Source organism: Alistipes sp. D31t1_170403_E11 (genome assembly GCF_015553985.1).
GTDB lineage: Bacteria > Bacteroidota > Bacteroidia > Bacteroidales > Rikenellaceae > Alistipes > Alistipes montrealensis.
In genome coordinates this window covers 56,651-81,574 of record NZ_JADNHQ010000008.1, presented here as the reverse complement: position 1 = coordinate 81,574, position 24,924 = coordinate 56,651, and the positions used below count along the sequence as shown (strand labels likewise).

Here is a 24,924-nt window from a genome sequence, read left to right as displayed (position 1 = left end):
GAACCTAACATGAAAGGCATAGTATTAGCCGGGGGAAGTGGAACGCGGTTATATCCCATTACCTTGGGGGTCAGCAAACAGTTGCTACCTATTTACGACAAACCGATGATTTATTATCCAATTTCGACCTTAATGCTGGCCGGCATACGCGATATATTGATTATATCGACACCTTTCGATTTGCCGATGTTCAAGCATTTACTGGGGGACGGAAGTAACTACGGTGTCCGGTTCCAATATGCCGAACAGCCTTCTCCCGACGGATTGGCCCAAGCATTTATTATCGGGGAGGAGTTTATTGGCAATGATTCCGTTTGTCTTGTGCTAGGCGATAATATTTTCTACGGCCAGGGATTTCGTCCTATGCTCGAACTCGCCGTACAAGATGCCGAACAGCATAATATAGCGACAATATTCGGTTATTGGGTAAATGATCCTAAACGCTATGGTGTCGCGGAAATAGATGAAGCCGGAAATGTTCTGAGTATCGAAGAAAAACCACAGGAGCCCAAAAGCAATTACGCGGTGGTCGGGCTCTATTTTTACCCGAATAAAGTTGTTGAAGTTGCCAAAAGTATCAAACCGTCGGCAAGGGGTGAATTGGAAATCACCGCCGTCAACGACTGGTTTTTGCGAGACCGAGAACTCAGGATGCAACAACTCGGCCGAGGCTTTGCCTGGCTTGATACAGGTACACACGAATCCTTGTATGAAGCTTCTACGTTTATTGAGGTAATCGAAAATCGCCAAGGTTTAAAAGTTTCCTGCCTGGAAGAAATCGCATGGCGGAAAGGCTGGATAACAAACGAAGACCTTTTGAGGCTTGCCGAACCCATGAAGAAAAATCAATATGGCCAATACTTATTAAAAATAGCCAGTCAAATCCAGTCCAAAATAAGAAATAGCAACTGAGGTATTCAGCCCTCCCCCGGTGATACAACTAGGGAAAGACAGCTATTGCATTATGAGCAGAAATACGATATTATAATAAACCATGAAAAATATTTTAATCACGGGAGGCGCAGGCTTTATCGGCAGCCATGTCGTAAGACTTTTTGTCAACAAATATCCCGATTACACGATTGTCAATCTCGACAAACTGACTTATGCCGGCAACCTTGCCAACTTGAAGGATATCGAGGATAAATCTAACTATTATTTCGAGAAGTGCGACATCTGCGATTTCGGCAGCGTATCGAATATATTCCGCAAATATGACATCGACGGTGTTATTCACCTTGCAGCCGAGAGTCATGTCGATCGTAGTATTAAGGACCCGTTCACATTTGCCGAGACGAACGTCCTCGGAACCCTTTCGCTGTTACAGGCCGCAAAAAGCCATTGGAACGGAAATTGGGAAAATAAGTTGTTTTACCATATTTCCACCGATGAAGTTTATGGCGCACTCGAAATGAACGGCGGATTCTTTGTCGAAACGACCAAATATCAGCCGCACAGTCCATATAGTGCAAGCAAAGCAAGTAGTGACCATTTTGTCCGTGCTTTCCACGATACCTATGGAATCCCGACAATCATAACGAATTGTTCGAACAACTATGGTCCTTATCAATTTCCAGAAAAGCTTATCCCATTGTTTATCAACAATATTCGCAACCGTAAACCGCTGCCGGTTTACGGTAAAGGTGAAAATATCCGGGATTGGCTTTATGTCGAGGACCACGCGCGCGCGATCGACCTTATTTTCCATGAAGGCAGAATCGCAGAGACCTATAATATCGGAGGATTCAACGAATGGAAAAATATCGACCTTATCAATATTCTTATAAAAACAGTCGACAACCTTTTAGGCAATCCGGAGGGGACGAGTACTCATCTTATCACTTATGTTGCCGATCGCGCAGGTCATGATCTGAGATATGCAATCGACTCGACGAAATTGCACAAGGAACTTGGATGGTCACCGAGCCTTCAATTCGAAGAAGGTATTGAAAGAACCGTCAAGTGGTATTTGAACAATCAAGAGTGGTTGGATAATATTACTTCAGGCGATTATAAACGTTACTATGAGGAAATGTATAAAACCCGCTAGATTTAAAATCCCGGCTCATAAGAGCCGGGATTTTTGCTATCTTTAGGGTGTGCATTCGGAGAATCTCATGATGAGTTCATTTAGTTGAGTTCGAGCTGTACTGATTCGGTGAATCCGATCAATCTTCACCGAGTTCGCAAGAGTAAGCCTGCCTAGGAAGAACCGGCTATTGACCTAAGCATGAGCATTGAGTTTCATGCGGCTAACGGGATATCTTTACTCATCCAAGACCCTGTGAATCTTCAACATCTCGGTCTTCAACTTCAAACCTTCCATGTCTCCAGACATGTTCAATTTGAATGACAGTATATATTGGTTCAACAACGAACCTATTGACATGCACAAAAGCAACCATTCACAGAGTAGCCTTACGCAAAACAAACTGGGGATGAGTGTCGATAACGAAGATGCTTTCCTCGTTGGTTGTGCTGTTTCCTAATCATTACTTGCTATATACAGATAGAGTTGTAACCTTTTAAGTTACAACTCTATCTGAAAATGAATGGATGATAGTACTTCGTGTACACTCTCCATCCGCCCCGTTCGGGGGATATGCGGCAGGCGGCCGCAATCAGCGGAATCAGAAACCGCTTTCGACGTTCCAGACAAACGCCCGGGAACCCTGCATCTTGGTCGCGGCGTCCAGTTCACGGAAGGCATCCATCAGCGGAGCCACCTGCGCATCGTCGACGATAGCCAGGATCGAAGCGTTCATCGAGGGCCACGCATGCGTGCCGTAGTGGGGTTCGCCGTCGACCGAACCGCGGCCCTGGGTCAGCGCCCATTTGGTGAAGCCGCGGATGCCCTGCTCGTCGAGAATGGCGTTCACGCGGTCGGTCAGCGCCTGGTTGTATGACAAAAATACTGCTTTCATAGTCGTAATTTCAATTAATGGTTGCTTGCCTGGTGTTTGGCAGCCAGTTGCGCCAGCTTCTCCTTCTCCTTACGCTGCGAGCGGTTGACGAGGATCGAGTAGAGCACCGGAACGATAAACAGCGTCAGGATCGTCGAGAACGTGAGACCGCCGATCACGGCGATACCCATCGGCTGCCAGGTCTCCGATCCGGCTCCCGTGCCGATTGCCAGCGGCAACATACCCAGGATGGTCGTAAACGAAGTCATCAGCACCGGACGCAGACGGCTTTTACCGCCGGCGATCACCGCGTCGAAGACGCCCGAGCCGCGCTCGATCAGCAGGTTCATGTAGTCCACCATCACGATACCGTTCTTGGTCACGATACCCACGAGCATGATGGCTCCGATCAGGGCGATCAGCGACAGCGGCGTGGAGGTCATCCACAGCGCGAGGAACACACCCGTAAAAGCGAACGGAATGGTGAACATGATGATGAAGGGGAATTTCAGCGACTCGAACTGCGTGGCCATCACGATATAAACCAGGATGACGATCAGGATGAGCAGCGTTCCCAGGTCGGAGAAGGCGTCGCCCTGATCCTCGACCGTACCGCCCACTGCGAGGTCCACGCCGTCGGGCGTAGGATATTCGCCGATCAGTTGGTTCACCTCGGCCACCACGTCGCCCAGCGCAACGCCGGCTCCCAGCGTCGACTTGACGGAAATGACGCGCTGGCGGTTCTCGCGCTCGATCATCGGCGCGGCATACTCCTCCTCGACGGTTCCCACCTCTTTGAGTTTCACGGGGCGGCCCTGCGCATTGTAGAGCGTAATGTTCTCCACGTCCTCGATACGGTTGCGGAACGGCTCGGCATAGCGCACGACGATGTCGTACTCGTCGCCGTCCTCCCGGTATTTCGAAGCCACGAGACCGTCGATGCGGTTGCGCACGGCCTGCGACGCCGTAGCGCTGCTGATGCCGTAATACGACAGGCGGTCGCGGTCGAAGACGACGTTGTACTCCGGGCGAAGGTCGTCGCGCGAAAGCTTCACATCGCGTACACCGTTCAGTTCGCCCATCTTCTCCTTCAGGTCGTTGGCAATGGCGTTCGTAACGTCCATGTCATGGCCGAAGACCTTGACATCCACGGTCGCCGAACCGCTCATGCTGCCCGACATACCGCCGGGGGTCACCGTATACTGGCGCACCTCGGGAATCTTGTCGAGCTCCTCGCGCAGCAGGTCGGAGATGACGTAAATCGAGCGGTCGCGCTCCTCCACGTCGGACAGGCGCACGTTGTAGTTGATGATATGCGAACCGGTGGTCTGCATCGCCGCAAAGGCGTCGTCGGAAGAGTTGGCGCCCGAGGAAGCCGACACGAGTACGATTTCGGGGTATTTCGCATACATGATGCTGTCGATCTGACGGGCGATACGCGCCGTATATTCCACGGCGATATTCTGCTCCAGTTCGACGGTAGCCGAAATACGGTTGTTGTCCGAAGGAGGGAAGAACTCCGTCGGAACCTGCGTCAGCAGACCCAGCGACACGATAAAAATCGACATCATCGAGAAGAAGGTGATACGACGGTGGCGTACGACCCAGTTGAGCGAACGGGCATAAGCGCCGTCCAGCCAGGCAAGCGCCCGGTCGATGGGTTTGTAGATCACGCCGAGGCCCTTGTAGTCGTGCACGCCGCCCTCGAGTTTGAGCATGTAGGCCGACATCATCGGGGTCAGCGAAATAGCCGCCAGGGTCGAAACGCAGACCACGATCGTCACGATCCAGCCCAGTTCGCGGAACAGGATACCCGCCATGCCCGGGACCATCGTCAGCGGCAGGAACACCGCAACGACCACGAGCGTCGTGGCGATAACCGACAGCCATACCTCGTTGGTAGCGTAGATGGCGGCCTCCTTGGGGTTCGAACCGCGTTCGATATGCGTCGTAATGTTTTCGAGCACCACGATCGCGTCGTCGACGACCATACCGATGGCGATCGAGAGCGACGAGAGCGAAATAATGTTCAGCGTGGAGCCCGTAGCGAACAGGTAGATGAACGAACAGATCAGCGACACGGGGATCGTCATACAGATGATCATCGTCGCACGCCACCTGCCGAGGAACACCATCACCACCAACACCACGAAGATGAAGGCGTAGAGAATGGTCTCCGAAAGCGATCCGATGGCGTCGGTGATCTCCTTCGAGCCCTCGAAGATAAGCTCCATCTTGACATCCTTCGGGAGGGTTTTCTGAATCTCCGGCAGGCGCGACTGGATTTCGTGGACGATATTCACGGTGTTGGCGCCCGACTGCTTCTGGAACATCACGCGCACACCCAACTGGCCGTTGACGCGCTCGTCCATCGTCGCTTTTTCGAGCGTATCGCGGATTTGGGCCACGTCGGAGAGTTTCACCGTGCGGCCTCCGGCGTTCGACACCACGACCTTGCGCAGCTCGTCCGAGAGTTTGAACTCGCCGTCGGCCTTGATATTGAACGTATTGTTACCGATATCGATCGTACCGCTGGGGATGTTGACATTCTCGGCGGCGATGATCTGGCCCAACTGCTCAACAGTCAGGTTGTAGGCTTCGAGTTTGGCGGGATCGACGTTGACCTGCACCTCGCGTTCGGGCACACCGATGATCGACACGGCGCCGACGCCGTCGACGCGGTTGAGCACGTTGACCAGTTTGTCGTCGAGAATCTTGTTCAGGGCCGGATAACTCTCCTCGGCCGTGACGGCGATCATCATCACGGGAATCATCGAGGTCGAGAACTTGAAGATCGTCGGATAGTCGATGTCGTCCGGCAGCATCGACTGCACACGCGACACCACGTCGCGGATTTCGTTGGCCCCTTCACTCAGGTCGGAACCGTATTCGAACTCGACGGTGATCATCGAGACGTTATCCTGCGACTTGGAAGTCAGCTTCTTAAGGTTGCTCACCGTGTTGAGGTTGTCCTCGAGCACACGGGTGATGTTGGTTTCGATATCCGCGGCATTGGCGCCCGGATAGAAGGTGATGACCGAAATCTGGGGTATTTCGATCTCGGGATATTGGTCTACCGCCAGGTTCATCAGCGAGAAGAGGCCCATGACCATCACGCCGACGAACAGCAGGATCGTAGAGATCGGTTTGCGGACCGCGCTTTCGTATATTTTCATTGAAAAGGGTCTTTTTTAGTCTTTCTTAACTTCCACTTTGGCCCCGTCGAAGAGTTTCGACAGCGCGGTGACAGCCACCTGCTCGCCGGGCTCGACGCCCCGCAGGATGTCCACGCTGCCGCCGATCTGACGGCCCACCTCCACCGAACGGCGGGCGGCAACCGAATCGCCCACGATGACATAGAGGTAACGCTCGGCCGAGCCGACCTGCTTCTGGATGGCTACGTCGGGAACCATCACGCCCTGCTTGCTGCCCATGTCGAAGGTCGTGCGGGCATACATGCCCGGACGCAGCGTGCGCTTGGCATTGGGAACCTTGACCTCGACCTTGAAGGTGCGGGTCGTGGGGTCCAGCGCCGGATAGATCAGCGACACGGTCCCCGTAAACTCCTCGTCGGGGAAGATGTCGACAGTCAGTTTCACCGGCATCCCGACCTTCACGTTGGGGAAATACTGCTCCGAAATATTGGCGATGACCTTCAGCGGGTCGATCTGCATGATGTGCAGGATCGGCTGCTGGGCGAACAGGTCGCCCGACTCGTAGTTGCGGGCCGTGACGACGCCCGAAATGGGCGAACGCACCTCGATATTCTTCTTGAGGTTGGCGACCACCTCGCGCTGCACGTCCAACTGAGCCTTGGCCTGTTCGATCTGCTGGGCCGAGATACCTCCCGCCTCATAGACGGGCAGCAGGCGGTTGTAGTCGTCCTCGACGGTCTTCAACTGCACCAACTGCTGGGTGTACTGCGTGGGGTCGAGCGACACGATCAACTGGCCCTCGCGCACCGGATCGCCCACCTCGACCATGATTTTGTCGATGTGTACGCCCGAAGCCGCAGGAGTGATGTCGTTCTCCTTGTAGGGTTCGATCTCGGAGGTGAAAACCTCCGTCAGCCGCACCGTAGCCTCCTCGGCGACGGCGCTCTTGGTCAGCACGCCTTTGTCTTCCGTAACGACGGCGTTCTTTTTACCCGTGCAACCGACAATCGTAGCGGCGGCAATTCCTAAAATCACGAATCTTTTCATACGTTCTTATCCTGTTTTTTTATTTATTTGTCATGTTCGCGTCCGATGATCCGGTCGTACTCGGCCTTGGCCGAAAGGTAGTCGTAGATCGCCTGCGAGAAATTCAGTTGCGCCTGCGTCTGCGAAAGCTGCGCGCTGTTGAGTTCGAGGATCGTTCCCGCGCCCGCACGGTAGCGGGTGTCGGAAATCTTGTAGGCCTTGCGCGCCTGCTCGACCGTGAGTTCCTGGGCGTACATCGTCTCGCGGGCGGTCATCAGGTCGTTGAGCGCCGAGCGTACCTGCACGTCGACCTGCTGGCGGGCATAACTGCGCTGGAGCGAAATCTGCGAAATCTGATTCTTCAGCTCGCGCGACTTGTTCATCTTGGTCAGGCCCGAAAAGATGGGAACCGAGACCCGGATGCCGGCAGAAAGCGGATTCTGCCAGAAATAACCGTCCTTGACGCTCGACATGCCGCCGGTCGCCATATCGAACTTCACCGAACCCATGTTGTTTCCCGTAAGCGTGAAGTTTCCGAAGGCCCCGATCGTCGGCAGGCGGCTTGCATTCTCGGCCTTGAGCTGGAGGCGAAGCATCTCTTCCTGCAATTCGAGCGTGCGCAGGTCGGAGTTGTCGGTCACGTCGGTCGTCAGCCCGTCGGTCCCCGCCAGCACGTCGTCGCGCAGGGCGTCCAGCTCGCCCACTACCTCGATCGCCACGTCCTCGGGAATCGAAAGGTACATCTTGAGCATCAGCTTGGCCAGCTTGATCGAATTCTCCGTCTGGAGGATCGTGGGCTTCAGGTTACTCAACTGCACCTGGGCCGTCAGAAGGTCGTACTCCGAACTCAGTCCGTGTTTGTACTGCACCTCGGTGTCGTCGACCGTACGCTGCACCGTGGCCTCCGATTCGCGGAGCACCGCGAGCGACTGCTCGGCCAGCAGGATGTTGTAGAAGGCTTTCTTCACCTCGGCCGTCAGGTCGATACGCGACGCGCGCGCCGATTCGACGGCTGCAGCCATCTGTTGGTCGTTGAGTTTCATCAGGCGGTAAACCTGTGGTGCGAAGAGCGGCAGCGAAGCATCGACCGCACCGCTCAACGTCGTATAGGGATCGCTTCCGAGCGAAAAACCCTTGGACATCTGCTGTACGATGAACTGGTGATTAGCCTGCCCGGTTACCGACACCTGCGGCAGCAGGCTGCCCCACGTCTGGCGTTTCACGTAGTCGTAACGCTGCACTTCCATCTCCGCGACCTTGATGGTCGGGTTCTCGCTCAGGGCGAGTTCCAAGGCCTGGGGCAGTGTCAACCGCATCTGGGCCGAAGCGCCGGCGATGCCGGCCGCACAAAGGCCTAAGATTAAAAAAAGTCGTTTCATCATTATTCAGAAAAATTATATTTCGTTATTATTTATGCAGACGAACGGTATGGACAAATATTTTAAAGGCCCTCTTCCGGCCCTTTCCACACGGGTCACTGCTTTTTATTTACGGTTTTAGCCGGTTCGTAACGTTTCACATAGTCGTCGACGAGCAACAGCCCCTTGGTCGTGGAGATACCGCGAAAAAAGTTGCTGATAATCTGGACGAACGCCTCTCGCTCCGGCATGCCCTCGGGCAGCATCAGGTCCTTGCGTACGGTGAGCGCCGAGGCCGTGTAGTAAAGCACCGAGATCGCCAGATCGATGTTGAACGTATCGACGAACAGTCCGTCGGCAATTCCCGTTTCGAGCATATCCTGCAAGTCGCGGCGGCTTTTGGCGGAGCCTTCACGCACCATCTTTTCGTAAACGGCCGGGTAAAACTTGCGCAGGTTGTTCAACAGGCGTTGGATAACCTCGGCATTGTCCATAACGCCGCCCAGTACCATAAACATCGCTTCGAGTACGTTGCGTGCATGAGCGCACGCCGCCGAGCGTTCCAGGCGGCTCTGCTCGAAAAAGCGGTCCATCGCCAGGTAGAGCAACCCCTCTTTGTCTCCGAACAGTTCGTAGAGCGTCCGTTTCGAGACGCCCAGCTGCTGTGCGATGTCGTCCATGCGCACCGACTTGATGCCTTGCGACACGAACATCTGCATAGCCTGTTCAATGATTCGTTCCTTCTGATCCATGATCTAATCCGATTGATACGGTCGCAAATATATACAAGAAAACTCGTGAAACAAAAAAAGTTTTTCGTTTTCCTGCGTTTTTTAACAAAAACGACAAAAAAGGAGCCTAACAGGACTCCTTCGTGTAAGATATATCTGCAAAAACAATTTATTCCGGCAGGTCGACCGGCACTTCGAGAATCATGCGGCAACCGTCGGTGTAGGCGGGATCGACCCACAAACGGCCGCCCAGTTTGACTGCGGTCAGGCGGCAGGCAGGCAGCCCGAGCCCCGTGCCCTGCGAGAAGGTGTCGAGTTTGACGAAACGTTCGAAAACCGTCTCCTGGTCGGCAAGCGGAATACCCGGCCCGGTATCGGTCACCGTGAAGCGCATCAGCCGTTGCGGAATCAGGCAGTCGTAGGTCAGGATAATCTCCCCCTCGACGGTAAACTTCGCAGCGTTGAGCAGCAGGTGCTGGATAATCTGCATCACCCGCTTGAGGTTGGTATGCACCACCGGGTCGGCCGACGACGGTTCGAAGATCATCGTCACCCCGGGCCTCACCTGCGAGAGGATTTTGGAGACGCATTCGTGGCAGTGGTTGTTCATCGCCGTATGGTCGGTGCGGGGCAGCGTATCGGCCTGGTCCAGATAGGCGACGTTCAGCACGTCGTCGACCAGCCGCAGCAGGTTCATGCTGCTCGACACGATGATCGAGGTGTATTCGGTCGCAGAGGGATCGTCGTGGTACTTCGAGGCGAGGACCTGCGAGAAACCCACGACCGAATTGAGCGGCGTCCGCACTTCGTGCGACATGTTGCGGATGAAATCGCTCTTCATGCGGCTCGCCTGCTCGGCGCTCTCCTTGGCCCGCAGGAGTTCTTCCCCGGCAGCCACGAGGTGCTCGTTCTGCGCCTTGACCAGCGCTTCGGACGCTTTCAGCCTGCGGTTCAATTTCATCGCACGGGCAAAGAAGAGTCCGCCCAACACCAGCACGCAGCCCAGCAATGCAATGATGAAGTAGGTGCTGCGCAGCCGTTTCTGCTGCAGGACCAGTTGCAGTTCCTTGGTCTCGTTCTGCAGGCGGGCGATCTCGAGAATACCCGAAAAGTCGTCGGTCGAACTGCGCATCTCCGCGCTGCGCACCGAGTCGGAGAGATGGATGTAATCGCGGTAATTCGCTGCGGAACGGCGCATGTCGCCCTTGAGCCAGTAGATATTGCCCAAGTCCTTCAACTGCGTGTAATAGAGATGCCCCGTCTCCCGCCGGACGGTGTCGGCAAGCGATTCCTGCAAGACCGTCAGCGCCTTATCATACTGCTTCGTGGTCTTGTAATATTCGGTTTTCAGGAAACGCAGGCCCGAAATATGGAGTTGCATCGAGGGCTCGCCGCGAAACTGCATTTCGGCGGAATCGACATACTGCCGCGCCAGGTCGAAATCTTCGGTTTCGAGGTAGCAGAGCGCATAGGCTTTATAAAGCGAAAACCGCTGGAAAGGCTGTTCCGGATCGAGCGCCCGCCCCTTGCGGAGCACGACGAGCGCCGTATCGGGCATGTCGAGTTCGACGGCGCATTGGGCCAGCGAAGCGTACTGCGTAGGCAGGTTGACATCCTCGATTCCATGACGTTCCAGGACATCGAGTTCACGGCGGAAATTCTCGTACGCCTGCCGGAAGGAGTCCTGCACGAGGTAGAGGTTAGCCAGCAGGCGGTAGCAATCGGCAACGCCGCGCTGGTAGTCGTCGGCCTGCGCTTCGGCAAGCATCTGGCGCGTCTCGTACACCGCAACGTTATGCTGGCTTTGCTTGATGTAGTAGGTGATCAGGCGTCCGCCCCAGACGAAATAGTAGAAATAACGCAGCTCCTCCGACTTGCCGTGCGCCAGGCAGAAATCCCGCACGCGCCTCGTACCTTCGAGGATTCCCTCGCGGTCGTTGCGGAAATAATAATAGTCGAGTTTGAGGCACAGCGCAATGGCCTGCATCTGCACCCAGCCTGTTTCGCTTGCGCGTGTGAAGAGCGTATCGCACATCTGCAGCCCCTCGGGCGTACTCAGGCGGGCTCTGACATCTTCGTAATAAAGTTTCAGGATACTGTCGGCAGGTGATTTCCCGCGGTCCTGCGCAGCCTGTACGGGCAGACAGCCGACAAGCACGGCCAAAAGAAACATCCCTAAAAGAGAGTTGCGGATGCGCAAAGACATGATACGATTAATTGGATAAGGCACAAAGTTAATAATATCCGCCCGAATACCAAACTTATCGCCGCGGATAAACAAAAAAAGGTTGCCGCAGGATATTGCGGCAACCTTTTCCAAAACGGGGATACCCGTCTATTTCGTAACCCGTTCGAGCCACCGGACCATCGACAGCATGACGAGCATCGACAATCCGCAGGCGGCGACGAATACGGCCCACGTAGCCCACATCGGCGTGTGGAGGTAGAGCCATCCGCCCACGAACAGCAGGGCGTTGCCCACTGCCGTAGCGGCCAGCCAGAAGCCCTGCATCAGGCCCTGCATGTGGGGAGGCGCAACCTTCGATACGAACGCGAGGCCCAGCGGCGAAATGAACAGCTCGGCCACCGTAAGGATAAAGTAAAGACCCACCATCACCCACGGGGTAACCAGCAGCGACTGCATCTCGTCGGCGCGCATGCCGGCCAACTCGGTCTTCGTAGGCAGGGCCAGCGAGAAGAGCATCAGGAAAACGTAAGCCAGGGCGGCGATACCCATACCGATGGCGATCTTCATCGGGGTCGAAACCTCAATGTCGCGCTTGCGCAGCCAGCCGAAGAACCACATGATGATCGGCGTAAGGAACACGACGAAGAAGGGATTGACGCTCTGGAAAATTTCGGCGCCCTTGATGGTCGTGAAGCCCAGGTCGATGTTGATCACGTCGAGGTTCACGTAGTCGCGGGCGAAATAGGTCAGCGAATAGCCGTTCTGGTGGAACGAAACCCAGAAGAAAATCACGACGCCGAACACGGCGAAAAGCGCATAGATACGCTGGCGGATCTCCTGCGCCGACATCTTGATCTCCGCGGCCGAAGCTTTGGCGCCTTTGGCTGCGGCTTTCTGCGACGGGTCGGGGAAACTGTTCTTGTTGACCATGTAGATCGCCAGCGAGATAAGCATCATCACGATAGCGGCGATAAAGGCATAGTGGAAACCGCGGTTGAAAACGTCGAGGTAGTTGTTGCAGAATGCGTGCAGGTCGCTCACGGACGTACCGTCGAGGTGAACCGCACTGGCATAGGAATTCAGGTTGGCAAGGCCCTCGCCGGCCATCTGCTCGCCTTTGGCCAGGTATTCGTGGCAGAGTTCGGGCAGTTTGGCGTTGTAATCGAAGTTGTTGACCTTGAGCCACCAGTTACGCACGCCGATAGCGACGAACGGCGCGAAGAACCCGCCGACGTTGATGAACATATAGAAAATCTGGAAACCCGATTCACGCTTGGCGCTGAATTCGCTGTTGTCGTACATCTGACCGACGAGCGCCTGGAGGTTGCCCTTGAACAAACCGTTACCGAAGGCGATCACCAGCAGACCCAGGCAGGTCAGCGTCAGGTAGAGCGAAAGGTTGGGAACCGGGGTCGGGGTCGGGATGGCGATCAGGCAATAGCCGATACTCATCACGATAAGGCCCCACATAATCGTCGCCTTATAGTTCTTGGTCCGGTCGGCGATGATACCGCCCACCAGCGCCAACAGGTAGATCGACGCATAGAAACCCGAATAGATATAACCCGCCGTAGCTTCGTCCAGGCCGAACTTGGCCGAGATAAACAGGGTCAGGATAGCCATCATGATGTAGAAACCGAAGCGTTCGCCCATATTGGCCAAAGCCGCCGCGATCAATCCTTTGGGTTGATTTTTAAACATAGAAATTTGGTGTTAGTAAATGATATGATTTTATGTTTGCTGACAAAGATAGAAAAATTTTTAGTATATTTGTATAAATTCGAACATCCCCTATGGAAAAAACGACCCGAAGACTTCCAATCGTCGAACGCGACGAATGGCTGCACCCCGTCGAGGAACAGATGAACCGGCGCGTCGAACGCTATACGCAGAAACTCGCCGCTATCGAACGCTCGTCGGGGTCGCTCGTCGACTACGCCAACGGCTACCGTTATTTCGGCTGGCAGTGGGACGATGCGCTGGACGGCTGGTGGCTGCGCGAATGGCTGCCGGGGGCCCACGACGTTTACGTCTTCGGCGATTTCAACAACTGGCAGCGTACCGAAATCCGCATGCACAAGGATGCGGCAGGGGTCTGGAGCGCCTTTTTCCCGGCGGCGATGTACCGCGACCGGCTGCGGCACGGCTCGCTCTATAAAATCCATGTCCACGGCGACAACGGCTGGATGGACCGGATCCCGGCCTACGCCACGCGCGTCGTACAGGACGAGGCCACCAAAAACTACACGGCGCAGTTCTGGAACCCTGCACAGCCGTTCGACTGGCGCGGCGATGCCTTCGACGCCTCCGCGGTCGGCAGCCTGCTCATCTACGAGGCCCACGTAGGTATGGCGCAGGAGAAGGAGGGCGTGGGAACCTACCGCGAATTTACGGAAAAAATACTCCCCACGATCAAAAAAGAGGGCTACAACGCCGTACAGCTCATGGCCATCGCCGAGCACCCCTACTACGGATCGTTCGGCTACCATGTGTCGAGTTTCTTCGCCCCCACGTCGCGCTGCGGCACGCCGGAGGAGCTGAAGGAGCTGATCCGCCGGGCCCATGAACTGGGATTGGCGGTGATCATGGACCTCGTGCACGCCCACTACGTCAAAAACCTCAACGAGGGTATCAACCAGCTCGACGGAACCGACTGCCTCTACTCGCTGCCGGGCGACGCGGGCTACCAGCAATACTGGGACTCGAAACTCTTCGACTACGGCAAGGAGGAGGTGCAGCATTTCCTGCTGTCGAACGTCAAATACTGGCTCGACGAATTCCATTTCGACGGCTACCGCTTCGACGGCGTAACGTCGATGATTTACCACCATCACGGCTATGTCACGTTCGACTCCCGCGACCGGTTCTTCGACGAGGGGGTCAACGAGGACGCCCTCGACTACCTCACGCTGGCCAACCGCCTCGTCCACGACTTCCTGCCCCCGGCCGTGACCATCGCCGAGGACGTAAGCGGCATGCCGGGCATGTGTATCCCGATCGCCGACGGCGGCATCGGCTTCGACTACCGCCTGGGTATGGCCATCCCCGACTTCTGGATCAAACAACTGAAGGACGTTCCCGACGAACAGTGGGACATCTGGGAGATGTGGTCGGTGATGACCAACCGCCTGCCCGAAGTCAAGACCGTGGCCTACGCCGAATCGCACGACCAGGCGCTCGTCGGCGACAAGACCATCGCTTTCAGGCTGATGGACAAGGAGATGTATTTCCACATGGACCGCTCGTCGGAAAGCGTCGTGATCGATCGCGGCATGGCCCTGCACAAGATGATCCGCCTGATGACCCTTTCGACGGGCGGCCAGGCCTACCTCAACTTCATGGGCAACGAATTCGGGCATCCCGAATGGATCGATTTCCCGCGTGAAGGCAACGGATGGAGCTACGCCCACGCCCGGCGGCAATGGTCGCTGGCAAAAAACGGATTTCTGCGTTACGCCTGGCTGGGCGACTTCGACAAGGCGATGCTCAAACTGGCGAAAAAATACAACGTGCTCTCGGACGGCTATGCCTGGAACCTGTTGATGGACGAGCAGAACAAGACGATGGTCTTCTCGCACGGCGACCTGCTGTTCGTCTTCAACTGGCATCCCGCAGCCTCGATCCCCGACTACGAACTTCCCGTGCAGGCCCCGGGCAAATACGTTCCGGTGCTCTCGACCGACGAAAAGCGTTTCGGCGGCCCCGAACGGCAGTCGATGGAGGCGGAGCACTTCTCGTTCAACGTCCCGGACAGCGACGGCACGCCATGCCCGCGCATCCGCGTCTACAACACCTCGCGGACAGCAACGGTCTACCTACGCAAAAAATAGTTACGCAACTATTCTATATTTTTTATTAATCAAAACAGATTTACTATGCCCAATGAAAACAGCAATGAAGTGTCTTTAAAGGAATTAAGAGAAGGATTCTACAAATGTCGGACGTTCGAAGTCACGAACCTGTGGCGCAGATCGTTCCTCCTGTCCATCTTTCTGGTCTTTTGTTTCATCGTTTACGGACTGCTGGCGTCCAAAATCCTGAACGCCGAACCCGGGGCAGCCAACCTCCTGGTGCTGCACGAAGCGGCCTGCGCGGCAGCGCTGCTCGGAACGTCGTTCGCCCTGATCTGGATCATGATGGCCAAGGGGTCGAAAGCCTGGTACGAGGTCTACGAAAGCTACATATTCGAGATCGAACGGGATGAAACGGAAGGTCTGGTAATTCCGGAGCGCTATCGGCTGGGAGCTTTGTGCCGCCCGTGGGAGATGGACAGCAACCTCTTTTCGAAAAAAGCAGGCCGCTATTCTCCCTTGCGGCTCAATATCACGATCGGTTCGGTGATGCTGACGGCCTGGCTGGCCATCGGCCTCATCCACTATATCGCCGGCATCGTCCTTTACGCCGAGGGACCCTCCGCCTGCTGGCAGCCGCTGATCCTCGCGCTCATCCCTGCCGCGTTCATCGCCGTCCTCGTCTCGGCGGCGTGCAACAAATGGGCACGAAGCCGGTCGCTGATAAATTCCTGACCCTGAATCCACTACATTAGAAAAAGGAGCGAATCGTGAGATTCGCTCCTTTTTTCGGGCCGCTGCGGAGGGTTACTTCGCCAGTTCGCGCGCCATGTCCAGCGCCTTTTCGTAATCGGGTTCGTGGGTGATCTCGGGCACATACTCCACATAGCGCACCACGTCGTCCTTGTCCACGACCACGACGCCGCGTGCCAGCAGGCGCAGTTCGTCGATCACGAAGCCGTATTTCATGCCGAAATCCAGCTCTTTGTAGTCCGAAAAGACATGCACGCGGTCGATACCTTCGGCTGCACAGAAGCGTTTCTGGGCGAAAGGCAGGTCGACCGACAGGGCCACGACGACCACGTCGTCGCCCAGTTTCGACGCTTCGCGGTTGAAGCGGATGTTCTGCAACGAGCAGACCGAAGTGTCGACCGACGGGAAGACGCTGAAAATACGCACCTTGCCGTGGAAAATATCCGACGATACGGGTTTCAGTCCCGCGTCGATAACCGTAAATACGGGGGCCATCTCCCCCACTTTGCAGCGATTGCCGACAAGCGTCACGGGCTTGCCGCCGAAAGTTACCTTGTGTTCCATAATTCAATCGATTTAATCAGGTGGTTAAACGCAATTCCGATGCCACCCGGCAGGAGCCGGGACGCCGGAACGATACGCAATGCAGTGCCGATCCGCCCTTTTCAGCTTTCGGCTTTGATCCGCGCCACGGCTTCTGCAGCCGCAGCATACAGCTTCGGCAGGTCGACGCCCGCCACGCGGCGGTTCTCGACGACGATCCGACCGTCGACGACCACCGTGTCGACATCCGACGCCTTGCCGCAGTAAACGAGGTTGGAAACGACGTTGTGAATGGGCTGCAGGTGCGGTTTCTGAAGGTCCACGACGACAAGGTCGGCCAGCGCCCCCTCGCGGACCACGCCCAGTTCGCCTTCGGCATAGCCCATCGCACGCGCGCCGTTGACCGTCGCCAGCCGCAGCGCCTCCCAGGCCGGAAGGGCCAGGGGGTCGCCCGTCGCCGATTTTTGCAGGAAGGCCGCCGTGCGCACCTCTTCGAACATATCGAGGTCGTTGTTCGAGCAGGTTCCGTCCGTGCCGACCGTCACCAGCGCACCCGCGGCGCGCATCCGTTCGACAGGAGCCACGCCGCTCGATATTTTCATGTTGCTCTGCGGGTTATGCGACACGGCGACACCCCGCGCAGCGAGGGTCCCGATGTCGCTCTCCGTCACATGGACGCAGTGCGCGCCGATGGTTTTCGGGCCCAGCAGTCCCAGCCCGTCGAGGTGTTCGACCGAGGTTTTCCCGTACTTTTCGCGTACGATGCGGACCTCGTCCTGCGTCTCCGAAATATGGGTCATCAGGTGCAGGCCGTATTTGTCCGCCATCTGTTTTCCGCGCAGGAGGTTTTCGGGCGACACGGTGTAGGGCGAATGGGGCGCGAGGGCGATCTGCACCCGGTCACACCCGGCAGCCAGCCGTACGGCTTCCTCCGCCTGCGGCAATACCTCGTCGACGTTCGAATCGAAGTAGTTGCAGCCCAGCATGGCGCGGATGCCCAGCCGCTCGACCGTCTCCACACAGCGGTTTTCGAAATAATACATGTCGACGAACGACGTAACGCCGCCCAGCAGCATCTCGACAATGCCGAGTGTCATGCCCAGCACCACGTCGTCCGCAGTCTGCTGCGCCTCGAAAGGCCAGATATAGTCGTGGAGCCACTCCATCAGGGCGATGTCGTCGGCATAGCTGCGCTGAAGGGTCATGGCCGCGTGACAATGGGTGTTCACCAGCCCCGGCATCACGAGCTTGCCCCGGCAGTCGATCTCCCGGAGCCCGGGGTGCGCCGCGCGAAACTCCGCGGCAGCCGGCTCCGACTCCGTAACCAGTGCGATGCGGTTGCCGTCGACGCCCACCCAGCCCGTAAAGGTCGGGGGCTGCCCTCCGGCGGCCGTCATCGGCAGCACCGTCGCATTTGAAAAAAGGATTGCCATAAAAAACGGTATTTTATTTATATTTCACTTTCACACGCTCCGTCTTGACCTTCCCGCGCGGCTGCCCCTCGATCGAGTTGCCCTGCACGGTGATCACGTCGCGCCCGTCCACCGAATTGGAGTAGATCTGAATCACTTTGTTAAAGGCTCCGGGCTCGCTCTTGTGGGGCTCGTAGGTGATACGGATCACTCCCGAATCGGCCGGTTCCACGGGACGCTTCGAGAACGACGCCTTGAGGCACGAACACGAGGTGATGACGCGCACCAGCACCAGCGGCGCCGTACCGTCGTTGACAAACCGGAACTCACGGACCAGGTCGCCGCCCTTGCGGGGCACGTCGCCGAAGTCGTAGGTCGGATTTTCCATTTTCAGGTGCGCCCCCTTGGCGGGTTTACCGGCATCGGCCGCCGTAAAACACAGGCAGCCGAGGATTGTCAGCAGTAGTATTTTCATCATTCAAATTCTATTCCATGCGGAAAATATAGGTTATCGTACCACCCTGCACCGCAGCGCGGCTTTCGGTGAAACGCGCCTTGCGGGCCGCGGCCTTTGCCGCCTCGATCAGCTCGGGGGCATCCGTCGTCGAGCCTTTGGGTTCGAACGAAGCCCCCGTGACCTTGCCAGAAGCGTCGACCGTCACGCGTACAACGATCTTACCGCTCTTCGTGCCGGGATACGACGGTTTGGGCAGGTTACCCACCAGTCCGCGTCCTTTCAGACCCTGGTCCAGTTGGTCCAGTCCGTCAGGATTCAGCCCGGGGCCCGTGCCGCTGGCCTTGTCCTCGCCCTCGGGGGCCCGCGGGTTGCCCGCATTGTCGGGTTCGTCCGCCCCGCCCTTGTTCATCTTGAAGAGAGCTTTGGGATTGGGCGTCTGCGTCACCTCGTCCTTGCCTGCAACCTGCGCCGTCTGCTCCACGGGAGCCGCGACATCGTGCACGCGCGGTTCGTTGGCCACCTTCACGGGCGGCTTGGGCGGCTCGGGAACGGGCGGCTCCGTAAAGTCGACGAGGATCGTGTCGCCCGGTTTGTCCAGTGCAGGCGCGAAATCGAACGACACCAGCGCGAACGAGCCGGCAAGCAACAGCACATAGGCCGCCGCCGCGATCATCGCCCACCTGCGCGGGGATTTATTATCGGGATCGTAGTAGTACATTGGCTTCCCAATTAAAAATTAAGAATGAAAATTTAAAAATCGTTCATCGGACAGACTCTGCCAGGTATTCGAAACGCCTAATTTTCAATTCTCAATTTTTCATTTTTAATTCAACTTATTTCGGCGAAGTAGCCAAAATAAGCTTATAATTATTGTCCTTGGCGATGTTCATCACCTTCACCACCTCGTCCACCGCGACGGACTTGTCGCAATGCAACGACACGGTAGCGTCCTTCTGGCCGTCGAGGCGCGCCTTGAGCGCCCGCTCCACGCCCTCGATACCCTGCACCTTCTGCAACTCGACGTAGTAGTTGTACGAGGGGCCGCTCTGCTGGATCGACACCGTGGTCATCGCCTTGTCCTTCAACTGGTTCGAGCTTTTCGGGAGCATCAGTTTCAAGGCGTTGGGGTTGATCAGCGTCGTGGCGATCAGCAGGAACAGCAGCAGCAGGAACATCAGGTCGGTCATCGACGAGGCCGAGAACGATTTATCGACTTTCGATCCGTGTTTGATTGCCATAATATGCTATTTTTGAACAGGTTGATTCAGAATATCCATAAACGCGATCGAGTTGGCCTCCATCTGGAACACCAGCTTTTCGATGCGCGCCACGAGGTAGTTGTAGCCGAAATAGGCCGGGATACCGACGATAAGACCCATCACGGTGGTCACCATCGCCACATACATACCGCTCGACAGCAGGCCCAGGTCGACCGTACCGCCCGCAGCGGACATGTCCATGAAGGTCTGCACCATACCGAGCACCGTGCCGAGGAAACCGATCATCGGGGCGCCGCCGGCGATCGTCGCCAGGAACGGAAGGCCGTTTTCGAGTTTCGAAACTTCGAGGTTGGCGACATTCTCGATGGCGGTCTGCACGTCGCTCATCGGGCGGCCGATGCGCTCGATACCCTTTTCGATCATGCGCGCGATCGGCGTGTCGGTCTTCTTGCAAAGGTTCACAGCCGTCGAAATCTTACCGTCGGAGATGTAGTCGCGGATACGGTTCATGAAATTCATGTCCAGGACCGAGGCTTTGCGGATGGCCATGAAACGCTCCACGAAAATAAAAATCGTCACGCCTCCCAGCGCCAGCAGCGGCCACATCAGCCAGCCGCCTTTGGTAAACAGGGTCCACAGTCCCATACGGGTTTCCTCACTAACGACCACCGCCTCGGCGGCCTGCAAAAAAGTTGTCATAGATTTTTACGTTTATTTAAAATTTGTTGTCTGTCTCGTTATTTGCGTGTCTGCGGGCAGGGCCTTACCGAACACGATCAATTCCCCGCTCATTCATCCCCTTCATCCTTAACGTATTCGAAGGGCGAAAGCGTATCCGCCGGCTCCCGCAATCGTTTCTTTTCCGCCTCTTCGGCTGCTTTTTCGGCCGCACGGGCCGTCCGGCGGGCGATGCGCTGCGCCTTGCGTTTCTTGTTGGTAAAGCGCTCCCTGATCCGCTGCCGCAGGTCGCGCAGGTTGTTGAAGTCCTCCTTGAAGTAGACGCCGATGCCGGTCTCCTGCAAACCCTGGTTCTCGTCGAAACGGTCGATAGTCTGCGTAAAGGCTTTCAGTTTGAGTGTCCCGGCCCGGTCGATCAGGTAGGTGATGTAGGCCTCGCCCATGAAGTTGGACATCGAACTGTTCACGGCCTGTTTGTTGTCGATCAGGTAGTTGCCCTCGACCTCGACGAACAGGCGGTTGTTGATCAGGCTCTTCGACAGCCCGAAATCCACCTCGTCGCTCGTCAGCTCCGACTTGGGCCGGTAGCGGATCACGACGTTGTAGTCGGACGACGAAAGCCAGTTGCTGACCATGTTGGAGACGAACTCCAGGCCCGTGGCCGCCGAAACCGAACTGCCGATGTTCGAGGTGGCCTGCGACGAAGTCTCGGACATGAAGCTGTTGAACAGCAGCAGGTAAAGGAACTGCGTGTCGACCGTTTCGGGGGTCGAAAGGGCGTTGGCGATCAGGCTCTGCGTCTCGGGGTCGGAACCGGGAACCCGCACGTCGAAGGTGATGGTCGGATTCGAAAGGCGGTCCCCGAGGTGGATGATACACTCCACGGGAACCGAGCGGTCGCCCCCCAGGTCGGCCGTGCCCTGCAACAGCGGTTGCAGCGAAGCCTTGACCTTATAGGCGGCGTCGATATCGAGCATTGCGTTCATCGGCGCCCCGGTCCACTGGATCGACGAACCGCTCTCGATGGTGAAGCGTTTGTTGATGATCTGCTGGAGCGACAGCATGAAACTGCCCTCCGAGATGGTATAGTCGCCGTAGATTTCGAAAATATTGGCCTTGGGCCTGATCTGCAGGTTGAGCGAACCCTCGCCGCGGCCCTTCACCGTATTGCCCGCCACGTCGAGTTCTACCTCGGCATCGGGCCGCACGTCGAGCGCCATGTTGATGTTCATCTGGCTCCCGGCATCGGATTTCTGGCGCTGCTTGCGCTCGAAGGAGAGTTTTTTGCGCGCCACGTCGTCGAGCGTATCGGCCTTCTCGGGCTCTTCGAAGACCACGAAATCGGCGCTCGAAATATTCGACTTGCTCGACAGCGGCATCACGAACGAGGAGTTGCCGTCGGTCGAAGCCGTAATATCCATGTCGACCGCCCCCTTGTGGCCCGAGATGCGGGCCTGGCCCGTAGCGTAGACCTTTCCGTAGAAAACGTCGTTGTCGTCCGAATCGGTATTGAGCACGAGCATCTGCTGCGGAGCCACGCGTACGTCGTAAGAGATGTTCGAAAGGTGCTGGAGGCTCATGTCGAAATCGAAGCGTCCCCGGTGGCCCTGGGGGTCGAAGATCGGGACGTTCGACGCCCTGAAGCGGTTGTTCTTCACCGTCAGCATCGCCTCGGGCATCGAATAGGTCACCTGCGTGAAATCGACCGTCGTTTTCAACTGCGAAACGCGGATTTCGCCTTCGAGGTCGGCCTTGCGTCCCTGCCCCTGCAACACGAGGTCGGCCGAAGCCAGGCCCGTGGTCGAGGAGATAACGCCCGAGAGAATCGGGTTCAGCAGCCCCATGTCGAGGCTGTCGACATCCAGCCGGGCGTAGTAACGGTTGCGGTCGGGAGCATAGAAGCCGCGGATGAGCGTGTCGCGTTTGACCCGGTTGGTCACCGTCACCCCGGCGCGGCTGCGGGCAAAATCCCAGCGCGAATCGAGGCGCATCGGCGGCGCGGGAATGTCGTTGACCTCCACGCTGTCGAGCAGGATGTCGGCCGTGACCTCACCGCCCCGAAGCACCGATTTCATCGTCGCCGAACCGTTCGTGCGGCCTTCGATCGAGTAACCCATGTGGGCGGCAAGCTGGGCGAAGGGCGCCAGGTCGAAGTTGCGCAGCGAGAGCGTCACCGAATCCTCGCGGCTGCGCGAAGCGACGCCGTTGAGCAGCAACTCCTGCTCGCGGTTCATCACGTAGAACTTGTCGATCACGACCTGCGCGGTATCCAGCAGGATTTTGTGGGCGAAAATCTGCCACGTCTTGTTGCCGCGGGTGATGTGCGAGGGAAGTATACGCAGATCGACGACGCGGCCGTTCGGACCGTACTCCTCAGCCACCGAAGCGCGGAACCCGACGAGTCCCGAGACGCTGCGCGTCGTATCGTCGAAGCCCGCCGAAAGCTGCATGCGGCCCTGTCGTGCGCCGCCCGTCAGCGAGAGGCGCGGGAGGTGCAGCACCCCGGCATAAAGGTCCTCGGCCGAGGCGTAGACCGCCAGCGAGTCGCCGCGGTTCGAGGCGTTGACCGACAGGCGCGTGGCAAGCATGCGCCTGCGCTCGATGTATTCCGACGTGGCTTTCAGCGACAACTGGTCGCTGGCGGGATTGAACAGCAGTTGCAGCGACGAACCGTCGGCAATCTGCAGTCCTGCGGAGACGGCGTCGGCCACCGGGTTGAAATTACGGATATTGACCGACAGCAGCGAGAAGTCGTTGGCCACGGCGGCTTTGCGCTCCGAAGGGCCCTCTTCCAGCCCTTCGCGGCTTAGCATGGGCAGGTATTTCCACGCGCTCCGGCGCAGGTACTCGAAGACGGTACGGTAACTGGTTTTCGACCGGAACGTGACATCGGCGAAGTCCGAACGCAACTCCACGAGTTTGCTCCGCTCGGAGTTCTCGCCCGTAACGGTCATGTTCGAAGCCGTGATCTCCTTGTCGTTGTATTTGTAACGGGCGTCGGTCACCTGGATACGGCCGTTCAGGTCGTCCAGCGAACGCCCTCCGGCATTGGCGACGATACGGGCCGAGAGCTGCGACACCGAGTCGCGGCGGTTGACGTGCAGCCGGGCCAGGTCGGCATGCCGCAGGTCCATCGTAAAGTCGTAACGCGGCACGGAGTCGTTCAGGTCGACCATGCCGAAGAAATCGAAATCGAGGTTGGGGTCGCGGGCCGTGATGCGGCCGTCGAACTCCCGGTTGCGCAGGCGGCCGTCGAGCCGCAGCGAGTCGTAAACATAGCCGTTGAAACCCAACTGCGAGATGTTGCCTACGACCCGGGCGTCGGCTGTTCCCCGTCCGATCACGCCGTCGACATAAGCCGTGAGGGTGGCATTGCCCAGCAGGTCCCGGCGGTCGAGCAGGTCGCCCAGCCGGAGATTGCGGGTCTCGACATCGCCCCGCACGCTGCTCAGGCCTCCCCGGACAGGGGCCATTTTCAGGTTGCAGGAGATGTTGCCCACGCCCGTCGCCGCGCCCAACTGCATGTCGAACGACGAGAGCAGACCCCGGAAGCGGGCATTGAGGTCGATCTGCCCCGAGTTACCCAGCACATCGACCAGTTTATCCGAAAGTTTGCGTCCTGCGATGCCGAGGGCCAGTTTGTCGACCGCATCGGCCGTGGAGCGCAGGCGGGGAACCGACAGGTCGAAATGGGTTTTCCGGATGTCGGGAAGCCCCTTCACCGCAGCGTCGGCCACAAGCGTCGTTCCCTCGCCGATCTGCATGCTTTTGATCTTGCCCGTAAAATCGGACACCACGCCGGCAACCTCGATGTTGACGTTCGTGAAATCCACATGCCAGTCCCGCAGTTTAGGCGCAAAATAGGCGATGTCGTCGGTTGCGACCGTCGTATTGCGCATCAGAGCGTCGATGCGCACCTCGCCGATAAAATCCTTATACTGAGACCACGAGTCACCCACCAGCGAGACGTAGGGAAGGTTGATGTTCGAATACGGCGTGATGATCGAAGCGTTCTCGAAGCCCAGGCAGCCCTGCGTCATGTAGAACCGCCCGGCGAGGTGGTCCAGCACGAACCCGCTGCGTTCCCGGGCCGAGAAGGCCGCAATGGAGGTATAGATGGCCGAGCCGTCGATCGTGAAGTCGTCCACGCGGGCCGTGATGCCGTAGAGGTGCATGTGCGAAAAGTCGATGCCGTATTCCGGGTCGCGGCGGTCGAGGCGTTCGAGGCAGAGGTCCATGTTCTCGATCGAAGCCTTCCGGAGCGAGAGCTTGAAGTTGCCCTTCTTGGGCTTGTCGGGGTCGGAAATGCGGTCGACGATCTGCTTGATGTTCATCTCCCCGTCGGGCGTCTGCCGCAGGTAAAGCCTCGCGTCGGTGATCTCGCCGCGGCTGAGCTCCAGCCCGCCGCCGAAGATGCCGAAACTCGTGATGTAGGCATCCAGCTTCCCGACATACAACAGCGTATCGCGCTGGTAATCCTCGACATAGAAGCCCTTTACCTTGACCTTCGAGAAGATGCCGATGTCCACGCGGTCGATCGCCACGGTGGTCTCCAGCTTGCGCGAAATGACGGCTGCGGCCTTGTGCACCACGAAGTTCTGTACGACGGGAATGTCGAGCAGCAGCGAGAGCACCACGGGAACAATTATCAGCAACAAAACCGCCGCCGAGAACACCTTTCCCAATATTTTTATACCTTTGCGCATCAG

18 protein-coding genes are annotated in these 24,924 nt (G+C 57.3%); 4 read left to right on the top strand and 14 right to left on the bottom strand.

Annotated elements, in window-relative coordinates; translation table 11 throughout:
* Positions 1 to 9: 9 nt before the first annotated feature.
* Both rfbA and rfbB read left to right on the top strand, forming a co-directional pair.
* Positions 10 to 912, top strand: a complete 903-nt coding sequence (gene rfbA, locus I2E69_RS13385) for a glucose-1-phosphate thymidylyltransferase RfbA (protein WP_195461733.1) — start codon at positions 10 to 12, stop codon at positions 910 to 912.
* A gap of 82 nt (positions 913 to 994) precedes the next feature.
* Positions 995 to 2,050 (top strand): dTDP-glucose 4,6-dehydratase, encoded by a 1,056-nt coding sequence (gene rfbB, locus I2E69_RS13380; protein ID WP_195461732.1) that lies wholly within the window; start codon positions 995 to 997, stop codon positions 2,048 to 2,050.
* Positions 2,051 to 2,630: 580 nt separating this feature from the next.
* Here the strand turns inward: rfbB and I2E69_RS13375 are convergent.
* From I2E69_RS13375 to I2E69_RS13345, 7 genes are all read right to left on the bottom strand, one after another.
* A complete protein-coding gene (locus I2E69_RS13375) occupies positions 2,631 to 2,924 on the bottom strand; it encodes a PG0541 family transporter-associated protein (RefSeq protein WP_195461731.1) in 294 nt (97 codons plus the stop codon).
* Between the two features lie 14 nt (positions 2,925 to 2,938).
* Positions 2,939 to 6,079: an efflux RND transporter permease subunit gene (locus tag I2E69_RS13370; protein ID WP_195461730.1), complete on the bottom strand. Its 3,141-nt coding sequence runs from the start codon at positions 6,077 to 6,079 to the stop codon at positions 2,939 to 2,941.
* Between the two features lie 15 nt (positions 6,080 to 6,094).
* Positions 6,095 to 7,105 carry an efflux RND transporter periplasmic adaptor subunit gene (locus I2E69_RS13365; protein ID WP_195461729.1) on the bottom strand — a complete coding sequence of 337 codons (1,011 nt, stop codon included), beginning with the start codon at positions 7,103 to 7,105 and terminating at the stop codon, positions 6,095 to 6,097.
* Positions 7,106 to 7,128: 23 nt separating this feature from the next.
* On the bottom strand, positions 7,129 to 8,466 hold the full coding sequence (locus tag I2E69_RS13360) for a TolC family protein (protein WP_229095525.1): 1,338 nt from the start codon (positions 8,464 to 8,466) through the stop codon (positions 7,129 to 7,131).
* Between the two features lie 92 nt (positions 8,467 to 8,558).
* Positions 8,559 to 9,194 carry a TetR/AcrR family transcriptional regulator gene (locus I2E69_RS13355; protein ID WP_195461728.1) on the bottom strand — a complete coding sequence of 212 codons (636 nt, stop codon included), beginning with the start codon at positions 9,192 to 9,194 and terminating at the stop codon, positions 8,559 to 8,561.
* 148 nt (positions 9,195 to 9,342) lie between these two features.
* The gene (locus I2E69_RS13350; protein WP_195461727.1) at positions 9,343 to 11,346 is read right to left on the bottom strand and encodes a sensor histidine kinase; all 2,004 of its coding nucleotides are present in this window, start codon (positions 11,344 to 11,346) and stop codon (positions 9,343 to 9,345) included.
* Positions 11,347 to 11,508: 162 nt separating this feature from the next.
* Positions 11,509 to 13,062, bottom strand: coding sequence for a peptide MFS transporter (locus tag I2E69_RS13345; protein WP_195461726.1), 1,554 nt, complete (start codon positions 13,060 to 13,062; stop codon positions 11,509 to 11,511).
* A 92-nt stretch (positions 13,063 to 13,154) separates the two neighbouring features.
* Here I2E69_RS13345 and I2E69_RS13340 point away from each other — a divergent pair, with 92 nt between their 5' ends.
* Both I2E69_RS13340 and I2E69_RS13335 read left to right on the top strand, forming a co-directional pair.
* Entirely contained in the window at positions 13,155 to 15,191 is a 2,037-nt protein-coding gene (locus I2E69_RS13340) for an alpha-amylase family glycosyl hydrolase (protein WP_195461725.1), read from the top strand.
* Between the two features lie 45 nt (positions 15,192 to 15,236).
* Positions 15,237 to 15,887, top strand: coding sequence for a hypothetical protein (locus tag I2E69_RS13335; RefSeq protein WP_195461724.1), 651 nt, complete (start codon positions 15,237 to 15,239; stop codon positions 15,885 to 15,887).
* Between the two features lie 72 nt (positions 15,888 to 15,959).
* On the opposite strand, the gene tpx is transcribed toward I2E69_RS13335, so the two are convergent.
* The 7 genes from tpx to I2E69_RS13300 form a co-directional block, all read right to left on the bottom strand.
* Complete coding sequence (tpx, locus tag I2E69_RS13330; protein ID WP_195461723.1) at positions 15,960 to 16,469, bottom strand: thiol peroxidase; 510 nt, start codon at positions 16,467 to 16,469, stop codon at positions 15,960 to 15,962.
* A gap of 101 nt (positions 16,470 to 16,570) precedes the next feature.
* Positions 16,571 to 17,881, bottom strand: coding sequence for an amidohydrolase (locus I2E69_RS13325; RefSeq protein ID WP_195461722.1), 1,311 nt, complete (start codon positions 17,879 to 17,881; stop codon positions 16,571 to 16,573).
* 13 nt (positions 17,882 to 17,894) lie between these two features.
* Positions 17,895 to 18,335 (bottom strand): DUF1573 domain-containing protein, encoded by a 441-nt coding sequence (locus I2E69_RS13320; protein ID WP_195461758.1) that lies wholly within the window; start codon positions 18,333 to 18,335, stop codon positions 17,895 to 17,897.
* 10 nt (positions 18,336 to 18,345) lie between these two features.
* A complete protein-coding gene (locus tag I2E69_RS13315) occupies positions 18,346 to 19,035 on the bottom strand; it encodes a TonB family protein (protein WP_195461721.1) in 690 nt (229 codons plus the stop codon).
* Between the two features lie 115 nt (positions 19,036 to 19,150).
* A complete protein-coding gene (locus I2E69_RS13310; protein WP_195461720.1) occupies positions 19,151 to 19,555 on the bottom strand; it encodes an ExbD/TolR family protein in 405 nt (134 codons plus the stop codon).
* A 6-nt stretch (positions 19,556 to 19,561) separates the two neighbouring features.
* Complete coding sequence (locus I2E69_RS13305) at positions 19,562 to 20,236, bottom strand: MotA/TolQ/ExbB proton channel family protein (RefSeq protein ID WP_195461719.1); 675 nt, start codon at positions 20,234 to 20,236, stop codon at positions 19,562 to 19,564.
* Positions 20,237 to 20,325: 89 nt separating this feature from the next.
* Entirely contained in the window at positions 20,326 to 24,921 is a 4,596-nt protein-coding gene (locus I2E69_RS13300) for a translocation/assembly module TamB domain-containing protein (protein ID WP_195461718.1), read from the bottom strand.
* Between the last annotated feature and the right edge of the window lie 3 nt (positions 24,922 to 24,924).

Coding starts and splice junctions, on each gene's coding strand:
- I2E69_RS13355 (WP_195461728.1), bottom strand. CDS start 9,194: ATGGATCAGAAGGAACGAATCATTGAACAGGCTATGCAGATGTTCGTG.
- I2E69_RS13300 (WP_195461718.1), bottom strand. CDS start 24,921: ATGCGCAAAGGTATAAAAATATTGGGAAAGGTGTTCTCGGCGGCGGTT.
- rfbA (WP_195461733.1), top strand. CDS start 10: ATGAAAGGCATAGTATTAGCCGGGGGAAGTGGAACGCGGTTATATCCC.
- I2E69_RS13315 (WP_195461721.1), bottom strand. CDS start 19,035: ATGTACTACTACGATCCCGATAATAAATCCCCGCGCAGGTGGGCGATG.
- I2E69_RS13350 (WP_195461727.1), bottom strand. CDS start 11,346: ATGTTTCTTTTGGCCGTGCTTGTCGGCTGTCTGCCCGTACAGGCTGCG.
- I2E69_RS13345 (WP_195461726.1), bottom strand. CDS start 13,062: ATGTTTAAAAATCAACCCAAAGGATTGATCGCGGCGGCTTTGGCCAAT.
- I2E69_RS13340 (WP_195461725.1), top strand. CDS start 13,155: ATGGAAAAAACGACCCGAAGACTTCCAATCGTCGAACGCGACGAATGG.
- I2E69_RS13370 (WP_195461730.1), bottom strand. CDS start 6,079: ATGAAAATATACGAAAGCGCGGTCCGCAAACCGATCTCTACGATCCTG.
- rfbB (WP_195461732.1), top strand. CDS start 995: ATGAAAAATATTTTAATCACGGGAGGCGCAGGCTTTATCGGCAGCCAT.
- I2E69_RS13335 (WP_195461724.1), top strand. CDS start 15,237: ATGCCCAATGAAAACAGCAATGAAGTGTCTTTAAAGGAATTAAGAGAA.
- I2E69_RS13325 (WP_195461722.1), bottom strand. CDS start 17,881: ATGGCAATCCTTTTTTCAAATGCGACGGTGCTGCCGATGACGGCCGCC.
- I2E69_RS13375 (WP_195461731.1), bottom strand. CDS start 2,924: ATGAAAGCAGTATTTTTGTCATACAACCAGGCGCTGACCGACCGCGTG.
- I2E69_RS13365 (WP_195461729.1), bottom strand. CDS start 7,105: ATGAAAAGATTCGTGATTTTAGGAATTGCCGCCGCTACGATTGTCGGT.
- I2E69_RS13320 (WP_195461758.1), bottom strand. CDS start 18,335: ATGAAAATACTACTGCTGACAATCCTCGGCTGCCTGTGTTTTACGGCG.
- tpx (WP_195461723.1), bottom strand. CDS start 16,469: ATGGAACACAAGGTAACTTTCGGCGGCAAGCCCGTGACGCTTGTCGGC.
- I2E69_RS13310 (WP_195461720.1), bottom strand. CDS start 19,555: ATGGCAATCAAACACGGATCGAAAGTCGATAAATCGTTCTCGGCCTCG.
- I2E69_RS13305 (WP_195461719.1), bottom strand. CDS start 20,236: ATGACAACTTTTTTGCAGGCCGCCGAGGCGGTGGTCGTTAGTGAGGAA.
- I2E69_RS13360 (WP_229095525.1), bottom strand. CDS start 8,466: ATGATGAAACGACTTTTTTTAATCTTAGGCCTTTGTGCGGCCGGCATC.